We start from the raw sequence: 18490 nt of genomic DNA, 5'->3' as shown, positions 1-18490 counted from the left end.
AATAATGAATAATCAATTAAGTAATATAACCGTTCAATATCGAAAGTTCAGTAAAGGACAGTATCTGGAAGATCCCGATCAGTTCAATGAGTTTCTGGACTCTTTCGAAGATCAGGACCGTTTGTCCAGAGTGCTGCTTCAGGGGGTTGGTGTTGTATGTGGTTTCAAACCCAAACTTATTTATAAAAACAGACTTTTAGACAAGATACAGCTCTCTCAGGGGGCGGCTGTAACAACTGACGGAGATTTGCTCACCTTAAGTAATACAAGTGAGGTAAGTAAGGATTTGTACGTGAGTGATTTAAAAACCATCAACTTAGAAAATAAAGACTATACGCATTGTAAAGCATACGATAATTTTAAAGTAAAATATCCGGCATTTTATGAGGGAACCGAGCAGATTGAACTCTGGGAACTGGCAACAGCTCAGGAAGCAAGATCGGATTTTCAACCCATTAATACCCTATCGAATTTAGAAGACAAATACCTGCTGCTGTATCTGGAGGATTATGAAAAAGAGGTTAAACCCTGTAGAGGAGTTGACTGTGATAATCATGGTATACAGCAGATTAGAAACCTCAAAGTATTAGTTACTACAGCAAGTGGTATCACTCATATTCTTGGAGAAGATGGTTTTTCTCTGCCTGATCCCATAACAGGTGAGGTTAAACCCAAAAGAAAAGATAATCTTCAGCCTCATCCTTTGTTTATAGAAGGAATTATGGAGCCTGTAAAACAAAACAGGATTATTTTAGAGAAGTTTGTTGCAGACGAAATTGTAAGTGCTTCCGATTTAAAAAGACAGTATATTAAGGCTTTGGACAAGGATGATTACGGTAAAATCGTCTTTGATAAAATCCAGGCGATCGCTAAAATATTAAAGGTTTCAGGTTCTAGCCATGAAGTATTCAAAGCATCATTTACAAAGATTTTTAACCAGGATTTTGGTTTTCAGTATGCTTATGATGTAGTAAAGGATTTGATGGATACCTATGCTGAAATTATAGAGTTACTTCCTAAAGCATTTACCAAATGTCTTCCGGATTTTGTTTCTTTTCCCAAACACATCATGCTTGGAAAATTAATCTCGGATACCCAATTGGATTCCTCAAGACATCAGTTTTATAATTCGCCTGTCTTAGACAGTGAAAAAGCAACCCAAAAAGTTAAAACCTTAATCAATCGATTTAATCAGCAAGTGGGACGTTTTGATCCTGATAGTATTATTAAAGGTAAGGAACGCGTTAAAATTACTCCATCACAAATATTAAATCCTTTGGGCAATAAGGCGGTTCCTTTTTACTACCGGGCTACAGAAGAATTTTTAAAAACATGGAATTTTGACAAGACAAGCAACCGGTCATCTGGCAGTAATTTAACCTTTGATACCGAGTGGGTGTTAATAGGGGAATCCGAACAGGTAAGTCCTTTAAATCTCAATATAGATAACAATTCGTTTTATAATATAGAAGGCCATCAGGGGATGGATCACCGAATCGCTTTTGAACAGATAAAGGAAATCAAGGATAAGCAGCAGCTGGGATTTGATATTATGCTTTTGTCTTTAGAAGAATTAAAAGGAAATAAAGATCTGTCGAAAGCATATTTCAATGAATATGTAGAAAAAAATTCCGGATTGGAACATAAGCGGGGAGTTAAAACGGGAGGAACTTTTATCATGGTGTATGGTTCCATAAAAGACCCGAAAGTTATTGCAGACTTTTCACTTCCATACATATGCTGTACTCCGAAATCGATCATTAAATTAAGCTTGCCAACTTCTGTTATCTGTGCTGAGGCCAGTCCTATACCTTTTACAGTATCCCCTATGAGTGGAGTGGTAAAAGCAAGTGTTGGTGACGGTGTGAAATTTATCAAAGGACAATATTTCTTCGATCCGAAGTCTGTGGAAGATCAGTTCCATGGCCAGGTAATTACCTTTACTGTAAATGGGAAACCTACTGATTGCAGCATTAAGGTGATTTCAGAACCGGATATAAAAGTAGAAGTCGTTCAACCTATCATTTATCCTGGAGGAGATTCAAAGGCAACAGTAGTAAACTTTAGAGTTTCCGGAGCAAACTTTGCCGACTATACTTACAACTGGGATTTCCTGGGTACTGATGTTTGGCTTCCTATGAATCCTGATGAAAATGGATATTTGAGTTATAAATATTACAATCTGGATCCATCAATGATTCCGGTAGTAAAAGTAAAAGTGATCGGCAATGGCTGTACTGACACGGTGACTGTAAATTTACCTCTGGATAAAGAGTGTCCGGTGATTTCAAATGTTAAATATACAGTTGTTGATAATGGTGATGATACCCAGACATTCACATTTGATTGGGATTTGCCTTCAGATCTTTCCGGAATAACAGGCTTGAATATTTATGATTCAAATGACCTCGGAAATGGATGGCATTATGAACCCGGATCATTCCGTCCGCGAAGATCAATCACACTGCCTTTAGGCAAATACTCTATTAGATTCGGTTTAGTGGGTTCATGTAGGGAAGCAGAAAATACGTTGAATCTTCCGGGATTTGATGATATTGGAATTATAAAAGATCAGAATAATCACCCACCCACAGCATTGATCAGATGGAAGGATAATTCAGGAATTGAGGACAGGCTGTGTAGACAGTTGGTTTGTAATTTTACAATTGATGTTTATGCAACTGATCCGGATGGAGATATTGCAACTATTCAGATTTTTAAAAGTACGGATAATGGGGCTACATGGAGTTTGTTTATTGGCAATCTTACGGGGACAACATTTACAGATGCTATCAATGGAGCTGGTACACAGTTGTATAGAGCAATTGTTACTGATCAAAAAAACAATAAGACAACTTCAAATACTCTGTCTTACAAAAAAGAAAATCATCCACCAGCGGTATCAATCAGATGGAATGATACCTTCGGAATTGAGGATAGGGTATGTACACAGCCTGTTTGTAATTATACAGTTAACGTTTTGGCTAGCGATCCTGATGGTGATATTGCCAACGTTCATATTCATAAAAGCACTGATAATGGGGCTGTATGGAATTTATTTATTGGCAATTTTACAGGGACGACATTTACAGACTCTATAAATGCGGTGGGTACAAATTTATATAAAGCAGTTGTAGTAGATGGGGAAAACAATACAGTAACTTCAAATATTCTTTCCTATAAAAATGAATACCGTCCAACGGTTGTGATAGATAACATTAGCTTTCCTGATAAAAATTGCTGTAATGTTGAGTTACCTACGATTACAGCTGGTGCCGGTGGAAATCAAAACATTCGTTTATCTAATTTACCTATTAGGCAATTGGGATTAAAAGGATGGGGGAGCGGAGCGAATGAGCTTCTGTATTTTTGGAGCAAACTAGAAGGTCCGGATGTAATACTTGAGAATGTTAACGAAGCAACTTTGACAATCAAAGAGTTAGTCGTTGGAAAATATAAATTCCAGCTTTTGGTTAAAGATGCTAATAGTGATGCATTTGAAATAGATGTAGCAGAGATAATAGTGGAGTAAAGAACGCATTCTTGATGCTAAATCTAATATAAAGGGGTGTTTTTTTGTCTTTAGAATAATGATAACACCCCTTGTACTAGGAAAAATAAATAATAACAATAAAAACATAATACAATGGCAGCAGCAAAATGTGATGCTTCATTCAAAATAGAATATGAATCTTCTTCACCAATAACGGAGGCGACTGTAACTTATCTGAATCCGCCAGGCCCCACACATGATATAAAGCAATTGCTTACAATTAATAATACAATAAAGCTTAATGATATTCAGAATGATATTCAGGCTCCAGACACATACGACCTGGAAGTGAAACTGGCTGTAGATGATGTTGTTACTACGAAGAGGTTTTCTTTGAACGTTGGGAGATGTACCTCATCTTCTTGTTATGTACCGAAGATCTATGAAATAAAAGTGTTGGATGATGGGCAGATTGTAATGAACTACTGGGTGGATACTACCACCAATCTTGCAGCATTGGAATATCAGATCGCAAAAGATCCCGGCTTTAAAGATGAAGATATTATTTATTCAAAGGTGGGCTTTAGTGATGTAAATTATACCCAATTTGAAAATATTGACATGAGAAATGGAAATATTCCTGATAAAACTCGTTTATACATAAGAATAAGAAAATATTGCGGGAGAGATGGAGTTTCGGATTGGTCGGATTTCGTTGAATTTGACTCTGGAATATGGGGAGTAGAAGCTTACTGCTTGTCTGGTGTAGATGATCGGAACAAAGATGCTCTTTGTTATGGAACAGATCCTGCCTGGAAGATGAAAGTAACTTTACAGCCTTTTCGGCCAGATGTAGGGAGCTTGATTTGTCTTACTAATGGTAAGCCTGCAATACCGGAAAATATAAGAGATTTTGAGCAAAATGCACCCGAAAACCTCAAAAAAAGTGGAATAAGATGGATAAGATTCCTAAGATCCAATTCAGATTTTAACCCAAGTTTAATTTATCGGGTAAAGCCAGAAACAGGTGAAATAGAGGTTCTTGAAGGCGACGTGAAGTGTTATTAGAATATCTCACACGATGATGATCCAAAATGCCCCAATAAAATCCTCAAGAAATTGAGGATTTTATTCACTCAGGCAATTATCTTCTGTTGTTTTTACGTCTTGTACTTATAATATTGAAAAGTTTCGCAACATCCTTCAGATGGATTTCGAAATCCTCATAATACTCATTCAGAGAATGAAGAGTGATAAGACCTTTCTCAACATCGTGGTTGACGATTCGCTTTACTAAAATCCCTTTCTCTTTGTGAACGATTACAAAATCCCACTTATCATAATGCAGTTTACTCATCCAGTAATCCTGTCTGATATTTCGGCATAAGATAATGTCACCTTCCAGGTAGCTTTCATATGATCCGTTATCCATGCTGTCTCCTTTCACTTCAAAACACATGTATTCACCCCGGTGCTCTACATCGTCCGTAAAAGGAATAGTGGGTAAGCTTTCTATGTATTCTTCATCAGCAAAATTACTCAGATAACCGGCTTGTGCATATTGATTCGCCAGCGGAACGTGCATAATCTTTAAATCTGAAAAAACAACCGGAGACGCGCTGTCATCATTGAGTTCCTGTTGCTTTAAGAGTAAATTGGTTACAAAATAAGCAGTTGTTTCCGGTATCTTTCGTTCGCCTTTTTCCCAATATTGTACGGCTCTTGTGCCCACTCCTATGGATTTTGCTATATCAGCCTGCTTCATGTTTAGTTTCTTTCTGATTTCTTTGAATTCTAAATAGTTCATTTTGATATGTTTATAGTTATTTGCAAAAAAAAATGAACAAAATGTTCGTTTTTATTTTGAAAAACGAACAATGTTCGTATATTTGTTTCGTCATTAAGATGGAACGGTACAAATGTACAAAATTATATTTGAAATTTAATGTTTTTTTAATATTTTAAAATGTTGTTTTTTGTTTGTAATTATCTGTAATTAAAAAAGTTAAAAAATAATTTTATGTGTAGTGTATTTAAAATACAGATATTTTCCTTTTTTATTTTATCCGGTGCTAATAGAAACAGGGAAAATTTTAAACAATCTATAAAATGTAAAAAGTGCGTTTTGAATATTAGATAATTTGATTTTTGTTCGTTTGTATGTCGTTTTATTGATGATAAAAATGCGTTTATTTTTTGATTGATATCTGAATAAAGCAATCATTTTGCTCTTTGTTTTTCCTGAAAATAAAAAGCAGGCCCAAAATGTAGAATATCATTACTGTTCAACATATAAAATATCGATTAATTATAGTTGTCAGTAAAATTGCTAATACATACAAAAGGGCAAATGAAATTTAAATAAAGAAGTCAGGGTAAAATTTTTATTGGGAAATACCTGGTACCGGCTTCTAAAAAAACAAAATTAAATAATTGAATTAGACATCTTTTAAAAGACGGAATATTCGTCTTTAGGGTTTCTTATGACTCAATGAAACGGTCAATAGGTAAGAAAAGGAAAGCCTGTCTGATTCGAAAAAAACTTTTTAACCAAAAAAACTTTTAACCATAGAATATGAAACGTAGTAAAGAATTAGTCGAAAAAAGAAAAGATTTTGTCATTGATTATGTAAAACGTAATCAGGATAAACAGATGAAAGTGATTGTCAACGAGCTGATGGAAATGTTGTTTTTGTCCGAGAGAACAATATATAATATCATTCTTCAGCCATAGTTATGGTTTGTGAAAGAAAGCTCAGTTCTTAGCATTTAATATAATGTTATTATTTGGATATCAGTAAGATAATGTTTGTGGATAGTGTGTACTCATGATTCATATCTTGAAATTATTCATTCTAAAAAGGTAAAAAGGATTCAAAATTATTGCTGTACCCTCAATAGATCCGTGCATCAGATTGAAGGGCTGTCCTGACATCTTTCTCAAATTTAAATTATAAGTAAAATATTAGGGTGAAAAACGGTTTTGCCTTTAGTTCTATTGTTTTAAATGAAACATGAATTTTAAAAAGAAACCGTTTGACCTTAGTGTATTGGAAGAGAAATCAACTTAAAAAACTAAAAAGAAATTATTCATTTAATAAATTCTGGAAGCCATGAAAAAAAAAGAAAAGAAAAAAAAGAAAAAAGATAAGGAAAAAGACAATGAAAAACTGAAGAAACCAAGCAGAGATATCAGTGATCTTATTGACGAGCTAGCGTATGCAGATGAGAGTGATAATATCCGGAAAATCAGAAAATTTTTAGATGATATGTATATCCTGTCTCAGGAATGAATAAGCATCTGAAAGTTGTTGGAAAATAAAAAAAATAATAAATAATATAATAGGAAACGAATGAATTTGGATAGTATAAAAGCCCTTTTGATCGGAACTGCAATAGCATTTTCTGGAGGATTATTAAGGGTACTGGTCTCCATACAAAATAAAGAGAAAAAACAGCCATGGGAACACTTTATCACATTGGTAATCGTGGTGATTGTGGGTTTTACAATGAGTTATTTAATGAACAGAGCTGAATTGCATGACAAATGGTATTCAACAGGAGTATTATTTGTACTGGGATACGGTTATGATAAATTCCTGAAAATGATCACTAATAATCTGCCTAACTGGATTGATAAAGCAGTGAATCTTCTTATTGAAAACCGATATGGTGCGAATACAGACAGATCATCTGATGAAGAAGAAAAAAAAGATGATATGAAATAAAAAAAGATTCTGAAACAGTCTTTACCGTAATGATAGAATCAGTCACTCAAAAGAAGGTGTTATCCTAAAAAGAGTGTATTTAAATTTTAAAAAACCTGAAAATTCAAAAACAAGAGAACAAACCAGGAAATGGTTCAGTGTTGCCTGTTTCTCAAAGTCAAATACCATTTCTATTTACTTAAATTCTTAAAGAATCTACCTCATCCGGTATGATTTTTCTAACCCGGCAGGCACCCTATAAGGCACAATATTTTGGTTGTGCCTATAGGTCTTTTAAAACAATATGAAATTAAAAAAACTAAGTCAATGAAAGCAGCAAAACCTGTAGAAAAAGACAATAAGGCCAATAAAAACCAGAGCAAAAAGCAAAAGCAGAAAGATCGGGTGGCTGTACCTCTGTCTGAGGTGCAAGTGGCAAATATACAGACACAAAAATCTGGAGACTCATCCACTAAAATTGGATCAGCAAATCCTGATAGTAACAGACTCGGTTTAGATGGTACTATTGCAGCCGTTCCCGGCTCACAAACTGTTTACGACCAAGGTGCAGAAATAATGCATAAAAGATTTCAGGAGAGTTTAATCAAAACCGGCGATATCAACCATCCTGATACTCAAAAGATGAAGAAAGGATATATGGCAACCTTGAATGTCAATCAAGTACAAGATTATAATAATATTAAATCGGAAAATTATGTACCAAAGACGTCAGGGGAGCAGACAGCAGTTCGTCAGATAGTTAAAAATCCGGAAACTTCTGTAAAAACGCCAAAAGAAGGAGAAAAAGAAGCATTAAAAAACATTAGCAGCCAATCTGAAGCCTCAAAACCTGTTATAGATCAGAAACCAAAAGAGAAATCGGTTGAGATTAAAATACCTCCAATTAAACCAATTTCATCCGAAGTTAATAGCAATAGCTCAAAAAAGGGTGCTGATAAAAGTGAAGTGCCTCGCCCAGAAAAGGCTATAGATGACAAAAAATCTAATAATAAAAAATTAAATTCAAAAACTAAAGGAGAAAAAGAAACAAAAGTCGTCATTCCTGATGATATTCAATCCGTTGTTACTCCAAGAATGGATAAAGCTTTTGATAGTGAGCAAGCTGAAATAGCTCCAGATGCACAGGCGACAATCAACATTGTGGGGCTTGTTGCGGCTGCACAGGAGTTTAGGGATCAGGGAGTAGAAGCTAGGGATCAGGTAAAATCTCAAAATGAAGCAGCTAAAACACTAAAAAATAAAATTAAAGAGGTTGAAAAAGAAATTCAGAAATCAGACGATGATTTACAAAAATCAGAAGATAGCATAGAAAGTAAAGAAGCTCTCATCCATAAATTAGAAAAAGGATTAGAGACCTCAGTAAAAAGACAACAAAAGGTAGAACAGGAGGTAGGAATATATCAGCAGGAATATAATAAAAATAAGACCAAAGCAAGTGATTTCAATAACGAAGCAAAAAGTTTACTCGGTGGATCTCAAAAACATCAAGATCCTAAAAATGCTGATTCCGGAAACCTTACCAGAAAATTAAATGAATTAAGTACTAACGCTGGTACGATCAATCAAGCAGTATCTCAGGCAGGAAATACAACTCAGAAATTATCTCAGGAAGCTCAGCAAGCCAAAGGTAAGAATACAAGGATACAGAGCGAAATAATGTCTTCCAGAGCGTCGATACTAAAGTCAAAAGCTAAACTTGCAGCAGATACTAAAAAGAATAAAGAAGCAAAAAGAGAGTTAGGACAACTTAACCCAAGACTAAAACAGGTAGAATCGCAAAGTAAGAAATTAAATCAGGAAGCAAATGCATTGTTATTGGATTCTTACATTATTGAGCATGAAGTGATTAAAACTCAAAATGCTTATTATGCCAATATGTCTAAAGTTGAGGGACGAAATAGTTTGATACAAAAAGAAAAAGATAAAATTCAACAAACACCAAAAGAACTTAATGAGGCAGAGCGTTTATTAGTTGATTTTACACAATTGAAAACGCAAGATGAACAAGTAGCTTTCCTAAGACAACTAAGCCCGGATAAACAAAATTTACTAAGAGATAAATTTGAAGAAGTAAATGCTAATTATGACAGTGATCAGTCTGAGCATCAAAGCTTAATCGACCAAAATGTTGAAAGCATCAGAAATTCTCAAATAGAGGTCTTTAATAACAAACGTAAAGATGCTTTACAGAAATCATTAAACTTAGTAACCAAAAATCTGAATAGAATTACCGGTTTAAAAAGATTATGGATGTCTATATCTATTGCCTTTTCAGATATTTGGAATGACGTCACCTCCATTACCTGGACCGATGTAGGTAAATTTATTGAATCGATCTTTAGTCCAAAAGCATGGGTGGAGGCTATTTCAGGATCTATAAGAGGTATCTGGGACGATTTGACAAGTTGGAAAGGATTCTCAGAAGACCCGGTAGGAATGATTCTTCAAAAAGCAGCCGGAATAGCCAATAAAGTACTTGTCATAGCTGGTGTAATTACAGGGATATTGGGTATATTAACACTAGCGGCAGCTGTAGGATCAATTTTCACTTTAGGTGGTTTAGCACCATTAGCTGCCTGGTTGGGAGGAGCTACAATAACAATGGGAACCATCACATTCTGGATTGGTGCCATAGCATTAGGGTTGAATATACTCAACGGAATTAAAAATATTTATGACGTACATACGGCAAAAACGGCTGAAGTTTTATTTAAAAACTCTGGCGAGTTAAAAAGCGACATTGCTAATTCTGGTATGGCCATTTTGGCGATGATAGGTGGGAAAGCCTCGAAAAAAGGAGGAGCTTCCATAAAAGATCTGGCAAAAAGAAACCCGAAAACTTTTGGTAAACGAATGTTCATTACCGCAAGAAATGGAATAAAAGCAAGTATTGTTTCTATACCTAGAAGAATAACCTCTGTTTTCAAAAAAGATACATGGATTAAAGCGGGCCAAAATTTTAAAGCAGCGTATAAAAAAGCAAAAGATTGGGTTACTGAACCTTTCAAGAAAAAGACTACGACAACGCCAAACCGTAACCTGAATCAACTTCCTTTTGAAGAACAGACTGTTCCTGACAGAATGCATGAACAGCCTGTAAGAAATGAAAGAAGTAATGCAAAATCCAATATTAAGGAAGAAGATGTAAAACCTGCTCCAGTGCAGGAAAATGTATATGAAGAAAGCATATTCAGACAAGATAACAGACCTTATTCTCCTGCAGGTTCAAAAGAAGGAAGGATAAAATCTCACATTAATGAAGAAGGAAACTTAACTCCTGCAGACAAAAACGGAAGTGCTACTGTTTCTGATCACGTAAGAGGAAGCGAACCTATGAAAAGTAAGAGTCCTTATACTTCTTTCTCAGATGAAGGTCCTGGTATAGGCAAAACCTACGGAGACAATGTGATTGAAGTTGATATCAAAAGGCTGGAAGCTGATATCGCCGCAGGTAAAATAAGTGAGGTAGAGGTATTGAGACCTGAAAAGGTACAAGCGGAACTACAGGCTAAAATAGATCAGGCGGAGAAAAGATTTGAAGAAAGTCCAACGCCTAAAAATCAAAAAAGAGTAGATGATGCGGTAAGAGATCTTAACAATAGTGTCAGAGACAAAGAGATTTTAATTAAAGGTGAAATTCCTGCTGAGTATTTTAATGTGAAATCGACTAAAAATAATATCTCTAAAAATATTTTGCCAAAAGAAGATCCTCACACATTAGGGAATAAAAAAACATATGGACTAAAAAGTAAGGAACAAAATAATAAAATTAGCTCAACACAAAACCGTACATTTGATGAGAGTTTAGGACCACTAGCTAATCAAGAAGCACAATGGATAAATGAAAGTGGTCATTGGAGAGATACTAATTATGGGCCAAAACCAGGATTAGCTGCAACAGAACAAACCATAGCTACCGGTACGGTCCAAATGGAGTTACATCCTAACTTTAAGAATTTAGTAGGTGAAATGGAAGAGTTGGGATACAAAGTAACTATTATAGAACAGGACTTTGGCAATATAAAAATTGACCCACATGTAAAAGTCGTAGAGATTACTAATAAAAAAGGAGAATTTTTACATTTTGAAAAAGAAGTTACTTTGTTAAAAGGTATGGATTATGAAACAGCTATACATGAGTATGGGCATGTAAAGCAGTTAATGAAATTAGAAAATGAGGGGATAAAGTTGGCTACTGAAAAAGGATTTTATCGAGACAATGGCAGTTTTGTAAAAACTTATGATGGTAATTCTAAAATTTGGAGTGCCATGGAATATCATAATAGGCTGATTGATTTAAAGAGATTACAAGATTTAAAATCTGCTGGTATAAAAATTCCAGAAGTTTTAATGGAACAGACTAAAATGGGTGTTACTGAATATCGTAGCCAATTTGTCAAAAGTTTAGGAAATCCTAAATATGGTATGGAATCAAGAATTATTGGACTTAAAAGTAATATTGGTTCTATATATGATGAAATTATAAAATTAGAACAAAAATATAAATATTAGAATTATGAAAAATTATAAAAAAGAGTTTAATTATATCTTATATTATTCAGATAGTACAAATGAACAAGATGATTTACACTTCTATGCGGAAGATTTTGGACAAGAAAAAATGCAAGGTATTTTCAAACTAACTTTAGGTCTCCATTTTCCAGAAATTTTATTTTTACCAAAAATTGAAAATATATATGAATCATGGCCTCCTCATTTTGATTATCGCTCAATGCAATTAGCAAAAGATATATGCATAGGATTACTTTATGGAGAATCATATATTGTGTTGCCTTATAATGAATGGGCGGGAACAGTGAGAATAATAGAACCAGAAGTTAAAAATGCAATAGTTCAATCTGATTCAGAATCAGAATTTACGGATAAAAGTATTGTCTTTTTTATTACTGAAGAAGAATATGAAATTTATCAACAGGAAGCTAAAAAAATAGATGAATTAAATGACTTAGAAGAACATAGAGGATATGAAACTATTAGTCAAACCCGTACAGAAGATTTGGAAAAATATATGAAAGTACCAGTGTTTATAAAAGAAAAAATATTACCTTATTTTGCTGATAGTGATTTATATAATATTAGCCGAAAAAAAGATGAAAAAGGTAATATTATTTTTACCCAAACTATAGGAAATAAATAAAAATATGTCATGTTTCTATTACAAAATAAAAAATTCAATTAATGTTTGTAATTGGAAGTTTGACGGATAAAAAGGTAAAATATTTCTTCAATACTTAACAAATGAACAAGTTATATGAAGATTAATCAACTATGGATAACATTATAAACTATTATCAATCAAAAAAATAATTAATGAGTCAACAGTTCCCACGTTAGTATTTAAAAATAATTAATAATAAAATGAATAACCAAATAAACGAACTCCTTTATCACTATAACGAAGAAGGAAACGAAGGATATGATTTAAACGAAGTACAACTCCTTGAAAAAATAGATCCGGACAGAGTTGAACAATTAAAATTGCTTCTTCATAATGACAATCAATATATTGCTTATCAAGCCATGCTTATTTTACTTGCGTGGGCAATACCTGAAGGATTTAAACAACTTGATCGGTTCATTTCTGAAAAATGGGATGAAAAGGAAAATTTTGAACCTCATAGACTCCACAATGAGGACAATGTATATGATGTAATTACAAATGCCTTATATATTGCTGCATTAAATGGAAAGACCGAGCAGGAGCTTTATCCATATATTAAACATTTTTTGAGCATTTATGGGGATAAATTTTTTGAATCCAATCTAAAAGATTTTCTTTTAAAAAAGAATTGCAGCCCACTTTTAAAAGAAATAGAACAGGCAATACATGCTGCATTAGAAAATAAAAGATATTATCAGGCAAGTCAGCTGTTTCCGGTTATGGTATATTATGACAAAAATACTTTTAATAAATACAAAGATATTTTTATTCCTTTAATAAGCGAGGATAATAGAATTGTATATAATATAGAAGAAGCAGAAAAAAACATTTAATATACATATTATACAATTTGACATAAATTTTAAAGAAAGCCGTTTTATGATCTAATAAAACGGCTTTCTTGTTATAGTGAAAATAAGATATTTCTCTTGCTGCTGCATGAGTCTTTTCGTGTGATTGTATGTGGCAGCAAGAGGGACATAAATTATTGAGGATTAATTGATTAATTACAATTTTATAATCTTTTTAAAGACAAAATTTAAAAGCTTCGTTTTTTCTTTCAATAAAACTGGATATTCTCAAAAAATAAGTTCAGATTTAATGGGATAACATCCAACATAAAAGAATAATCAATACTTTTGAATACATCAAATAAACCAAATTAATAATTCATTAAAATATTGAATATGAAAAAAATACTATTCTTTTGCTCCCTTCTGTTCAGTCTTTCCGCTGTAAGTGCCCAGACTATAGAATCCGGAAGTCACAGCACCACTGGATATATCAAAAGTGATGGAACCATAGAAAACAGCAGTCATTCCACTGTGGGATATATTAAAAATGATGGTACGATTGAAAATAAAAGCCACGGCACAATTGGTTATATCAAAAGTGATGGAACTATTGAAAACAAAAGTCATTTTACCGTTGGCTATGTAAAAAGTAATGGTACTGTAGAAAACAGCAGTCATTCCACTATTGGTTACATCAAAGATGATGGAACGGTAGAAAACAGCAGCCACGGCACTATAGGATATGCAAAAGGAGTCAAAAAAGAGTGGGCAGCTGTAGTGTATTTCTTCTTTAGGCTGGATTAATTATCAGCTCTGCGAAAAAGAAACTAGCGTTACCATATAAGTTGAAAAAAAGCTCGGATCATAAGATCCGAGCCTTTTTTATTATAGATACAGAACAGGTTTACTAAACAGAAATGCAGAAACTGTTATTTAATTATTCGGAAAAAAGGATACTGCAACTACAGAACCGGAAGGCCAAAAAACTTTCACAGGAATAAAAAAAGAATGAATTTTGAGCTTTGAAATTTAAGAAGCAAGCCATTCAGTTTTACAAAATAACAGGTACTGCAACTACAGAATCGGAAGGTCCCAAAACTTTTACAGGAATCAAAAAAAGATGAATTTTGGACTTAATATCAATGATACGAACTAGTATCTCAAAAACAATCATATAAATAATATAAATAGCAAAGAATAGTGAAATTATGGAAAAAAATGAATTAACTCCAAGGAAAGAATTAAAAACCTATTTTGAAACCGGTAAACATCCAACGCAGGGCCAATTTTCGGAACTGATAGATTCTTTAAGACACAGAGAAGATGCCCTGACCAATAAAGAAAAGGCGATCCTTGCCAATAGTCTGGCACTTATTGATAATGCATTCATTTACTATTCTACAAACATTGTTGGAAATTTAAAATTCCGGATTGCTATTAGCTCGCAGGATGAAGAAGACCAGGTGGTAACCGTAAGACAAACTGACAACATTGTGGAAAAGCAATTCTTATTAGGCAGCTCACCTTATACCTTTAAAGTAAAGGAAATATCAGAAGAAACATTAAAAGGAACTGAATATTATCTTTTGAGATATGAAATAAGCCCAAGCTATACAATTTTTAGAATGTTTGGAAATGGCCTGAATACAATTCCTGAAGGTTTTGATTTAGGGTTGCTGGAGGGTAAAAGGTTACCCATACAAATTTATAAACAAGATTATGGAAGAAAGGTAAATGTTATAAATACAAATATTAAGTTTGTTAATAAAACTGAAGTACCTATACAATACAGGGTAAGTGGAAGTAACTGGAGTTCGAGATTCAGAGCTGAAGACTCTGTTACTGATCATTATGATATAGCTGATAATTTAAGCTTTAATTATAAGGCAGACCTTACAGAATTGAATCAATCTATACAATGCACTATTGTTGATGAAGATACAAATAGTCTTCTAGCTACAGGCTACTTATATGCCGGACAAAATCAGGACGCCTGGTATGGTGGTGACATAAGTGGAATCAGAAATGTAAGAATCGAATGTAATTATTCTATCAATGAAAAATAATCAGACAGGAATATCTGAGGAGTAATCAATATTACGAAATATTTATATTGGCATAATCAAATTCGCCAAAAAGGATCTAAGAATAAGGGTGTGAGTTTTGAAATCATGTACCCATCATTCGACTTTAAAAACTAAGTTTACTGCCACTACAGAGCAGAACAGTCCAAAAAAAATTACAGGAATAAAGAAAAGGATGAGTCCCAAACTTTAAAAACATAACATTAATAATCATTGAAAACCAAAGGTAATTATGCTCTAAGCATAAGCCGCTAAGAATTGTAAAGTATTATGGAAGAAAATAAACCAACTACAAGAGACCAGTTAAAAACCTATTTTGAAACAGGTAAACATCCTACACAAAACCAATTTTCGGATCTGATTGATTCTTTAAGACACAGGGAAGATGTTCTAAACAAAAAAGAAATGTTACTCTTTGCTAACTGTTTGGCATCTATTGATAGTGCGTTTATTTACTATTTTGCAAATAACGTGGGAAATTTGGAAATCCAGATTGTTGTGGCCTCACCGGATGAAGAAGATCAGGTGATCACAATAAAAGATTCTACAAAAGTAGGTGTAGTGAGACAATACTTATTTGGAAGTGCTCCTTATACGATTAAAATAAAAAATATATCAGAAGGTAATTTAGGGGAAACTGAGTATTATAGTTTTGGTTATCAGTTAAGTGAAAGCTATTATATTCGTAGATTATTTGGAAACAATCTGCATACACTTCCTGATGGTTTTGACTTTGGAAAATTGAAGAATACCAGACTACCCATCGAAATTTCCAAAATGGATAATAAAGCAAGAATAAATATTGTAAATACAAGTATTAAGTTTCTTAACAAAACTGAAGTGCCTATTCAATATAAAGCATACTCGCAATATTGGGGTAATGAAGAAAGATCTGAAGATACTGTTACCGATCATTATGATGCATGGGACTTTCTGTACATTTCTTATAATGCGGACCTTCAAACAAGCAGCCAGAACATACGGTGTGATTTGTATGATGCAGATACTAACACTCTTGTAGCGACAGGGTATTTGTATGCCGGACAAAGTCAAGAGAGTTGGTGGGGTGGCCAGGTAGAAAAAGTCAGAAATGTTAGGATCGAATGTAATTATTCTGTTGTTGAAAATAATAACCAGGCTGAAAAAGAGTTACAGGAATAAAAAAGGGACTAGGTACTGATTTTTAACTGTCAAATCATTGATGTTAAGAGCATAAACTGCAAAGTTTAAGACATAAAGAAAATGTTCTGATCAGTAAAAATAAAGCAGACTATTTTTTAAAATAAAAAGCAAACCAGTTGAGTTGTTCATGAGCTGTTTTCTGATGAAATAAACAGAAATGTCACCTGTGAAATGATCTAAAGACACAGTTACTGCAACTACAGTACAGATAGGGCAAAAAACTTTTATGAGAACAAAAAAGTGATTAATTTTGAACTGTACATCACAACATAAATAGTACTGTTGTGTAACAAAACAAGCCGTATCCTATGAATATAAAAGATCTTGAGATCTACAAGACGGCAGAGAAGTAACCCATTACATTCTCATTACTGAAAATACAACCTCAATTGGGTAGGATGTTCTGCAGCGGGAATCTTTTTCCACTGGAATTTTATCCGGAAAACGAAATGAAGGGTTGTCACATCTGTTTTTTTGAAAACAAATAATAAATTCTGTGAAAACGGAAGGTGGAAATGTATTGCAAAAGATGAAGAAACGAGAACCGTAGAGTATAGGTGTAATTATTTGTTTATGAGTGAGATGTAAGTTGCTGCAACTACAGGATATAGAGGACTAAAAACTTTTATAAGAACAAAAAAAGAATCAATTTTGAACTGTACATCACAACGGATATCAGCTCCGGAAAGCAGGCATACTAAGAATATAAGCAAATAAAGAAAACTAAAATATCATGGAAGAAAACAATATATTAACCCCAAGAGAGGAGCTGAAAACCTACTTTGAAACCGGTAAATATCCTACAGAAAGCCAGTTTGGCCGATTCATAGACAATTATCTTCATTTAAATGAGCTTAATTTCGGCCTGGATGTAAAGGCATCAGCAGACTGGACCTCCAAATACTATCATTTCTATAGAGCCGGAAATATTGAAAAATCAGGACGAGGACATATCAACCTTGAAGCTGAAAATGGAAGCCAGCCACAGCCAATAGATAATTATGCACATGCTTTCAGTAGAAGTGTAAGTTATAAGTATTTAAAGGTAAAATTATCAAACGAATTAGATATTGATAAATACAAACCTAAGATTATCATAAAACGGTACAAACAGAAAAAAAAGATTAAGGATGGAGTGAAAGATGGAGGCTTTTACAAGGAACAGCTGTTAGACGCAATATCCTGGGGCAGAATGTCCGAATATCCGGTAACATCTAAAGAAATGATTCTGGACATTAATCCTGTTAATTATTTCAGACCTGGATCAGAGGTTAATGAATTTTATCCATCGGGAACACTTACCAGACTGGGCTCATTCAGACATACAGTTCATCATAGAAAACCATTTTCTCTTATTCAGATGTTTTTGGAAATTGAGATAAACGGAACAAAATATACATCGTACCCCGTTAATATAAAAATTATTTTAGGGCGTGACTTTAACGATTTGGTTAATTACATTATTGATTAATCACAAACATACCTCAATCGGAGAGATTCTCATTAGCAGGACACCTCTTAGCGTCTGGAATCCCGGAATTTTCTTATGTAAAAGCATTAGAATCTCTTCCCGGAAGCGGAATGACAGGCCTTCGGATCTGCAGTTCTCTTTCAGACGTAGATTGATTCTTTAAAAAAGCAGGACTCCAATGACGGAGCGACTTTCCAAAAGCAGCTGCTTCGGCAGTTGTGGAGAGACACTCGAATGTGAGCTACTTTCCGGTTGAGGTTTTCTTAAGCAAACTACGAAATACAACGTAACCATCCTTGAGATGTGTTGCATGATATTTAAAATCATATAAAATATAAAACATACCTCAATCGGAGAGATTCTCATTGACAGGACACCTCTTAGCGTCTGGAATCCCGGAATTTTCTGATGTAAAAGCATTAGAATCTCTTCCCGGAAGCGGAATGACAGGTCTTCGGATCTGCAGTTCTCTTTCAGACGTAGATTGATTCTTTAAAAAAGCAGGACTCCAATGACGGAGCGACTTTCCAAAAGCCGCTGCTTCGGCAGTTGTGGA

Annotated in this window: 14 protein-coding genes; 13 read left to right on the top strand and 1 reads right to left on the bottom strand. The window is 33.9% G+C overall.

Annotation, left to right across the window (positions count from 1 at the left end):
* Positions 1–4 precede the first annotated feature (4 nt).
* A complete protein-coding gene (locus tag CHRYMOREF3P_RS05895; RefSeq protein WP_180564101.1) occupies positions 5–3532 on the top strand; it encodes a PKD domain-containing protein in 3528 nt (1175 codons plus the stop codon).
* Positions 3533–3646: 114 nt separating this feature from the next.
* Positions 3647–4561, top strand: coding sequence for a hypothetical protein (locus CHRYMOREF3P_RS05890; RefSeq protein ID WP_077418683.1), 915 nt, complete (start codon positions 3647–3649; stop codon positions 4559–4561).
* 76 nt (positions 4562–4637) lie between these two features.
* Here the strand turns inward: CHRYMOREF3P_RS05890 and CHRYMOREF3P_RS05885 are convergent, their stop codons facing one another.
* Positions 4638–5300 (bottom strand): S24 family peptidase, encoded by a 663-nt coding sequence (locus CHRYMOREF3P_RS05885; RefSeq protein ID WP_047421519.1) that lies wholly within the window; start codon positions 5298–5300, stop codon positions 4638–4640.
* A 768-nt stretch (positions 5301–6068) separates the two neighbouring features.
* Between CHRYMOREF3P_RS05885 and CHRYMOREF3P_RS05880 the strand changes: the two genes are divergently transcribed.
* From CHRYMOREF3P_RS05880 to CHRYMOREF3P_RS24240, 11 genes are all read left to right on the top strand, one after another.
* A complete protein-coding gene (locus CHRYMOREF3P_RS05880) occupies positions 6069–6227 on the top strand; it encodes a hypothetical protein (RefSeq protein WP_156106583.1) in 159 nt (52 codons plus the stop codon).
* Between the two features lie 379 nt (positions 6228–6606).
* Positions 6607–6786 (top strand): hypothetical protein, encoded by a 180-nt coding sequence (locus CHRYMOREF3P_RS05875; RefSeq protein WP_077418684.1) that lies wholly within the window; start codon positions 6607–6609, stop codon positions 6784–6786.
* A 60-nt stretch (positions 6787–6846) separates the two neighbouring features.
* Entirely contained in the window at positions 6847–7221 is a 375-nt protein-coding gene (locus CHRYMOREF3P_RS05870) for a hypothetical protein (protein ID WP_139348578.1), read from the top strand.
* 306 nt (positions 7222–7527) lie between these two features.
* Positions 7528–11733 (top strand): hypothetical protein, encoded by a 4206-nt coding sequence (locus tag CHRYMOREF3P_RS05865; RefSeq protein ID WP_180564100.1) that lies wholly within the window; start codon positions 7528–7530, stop codon positions 11731–11733.
* A gap of 4 nt (positions 11734–11737) precedes the next feature.
* On the top strand, positions 11738–12379 hold the full coding sequence (locus tag CHRYMOREF3P_RS05860) for a hypothetical protein (RefSeq protein WP_180564099.1): 642 nt from the start codon (positions 11738–11740) through the stop codon (positions 12377–12379).
* A gap of 221 nt (positions 12380–12600) precedes the next feature.
* Entirely contained in the window at positions 12601–13236 is a 636-nt protein-coding gene (locus CHRYMOREF3P_RS05855; RefSeq protein ID WP_180564098.1) for a hypothetical protein, read from the top strand.
* A 354-nt stretch (positions 13237–13590) separates the two neighbouring features.
* Positions 13591–14001 carry a 5-fold beta-flower protein gene (locus CHRYMOREF3P_RS05850; protein ID WP_180564097.1) on the top strand — a complete coding sequence of 137 codons (411 nt, stop codon included), beginning with the start codon at positions 13591–13593 and terminating at the stop codon, positions 13999–14001.
* 404 nt (positions 14002–14405) lie between these two features.
* Entirely contained in the window at positions 14406–15263 is an 858-nt protein-coding gene (locus tag CHRYMOREF3P_RS05845) for a hypothetical protein (protein ID WP_180564096.1), read from the top strand.
* Positions 15264–15551: 288 nt separating this feature from the next.
* Positions 15552–16442: a hypothetical protein gene (locus CHRYMOREF3P_RS05840; protein WP_180564095.1), complete on the top strand. Its 891-nt coding sequence runs from the start codon at positions 15552–15554 to the stop codon at positions 16440–16442.
* A 754-nt stretch (positions 16443–17196) separates the two neighbouring features.
* The gene (locus CHRYMOREF3P_RS05835) at positions 17197–17934 is read left to right on the top strand and encodes a hypothetical protein (RefSeq protein WP_077418693.1); all 738 of its coding nucleotides are present in this window, start codon (positions 17197–17199) and stop codon (positions 17932–17934) included.
* 365 nt (positions 17935–18299) lie between these two features.
* Positions 18300–18422 (top strand): hypothetical protein, encoded by a 123-nt coding sequence (locus CHRYMOREF3P_RS24240; protein ID WP_262484622.1) that lies wholly within the window; start codon positions 18300–18302, stop codon positions 18420–18422.
* The last annotated feature ends 68 nt before the right edge of the window (positions 18423–18490 follow it).

The organism is Chryseobacterium sp. JV274 (genome assembly GCF_903969135.1).
GTDB lineage: Bacteria > Bacteroidota > Bacteroidia > Flavobacteriales > Weeksellaceae > Chryseobacterium.
The sequence above is the reverse complement of the archived record's forward strand: the minus strand, read 5'-3'. Positions and strand labels throughout refer to the sequence as shown.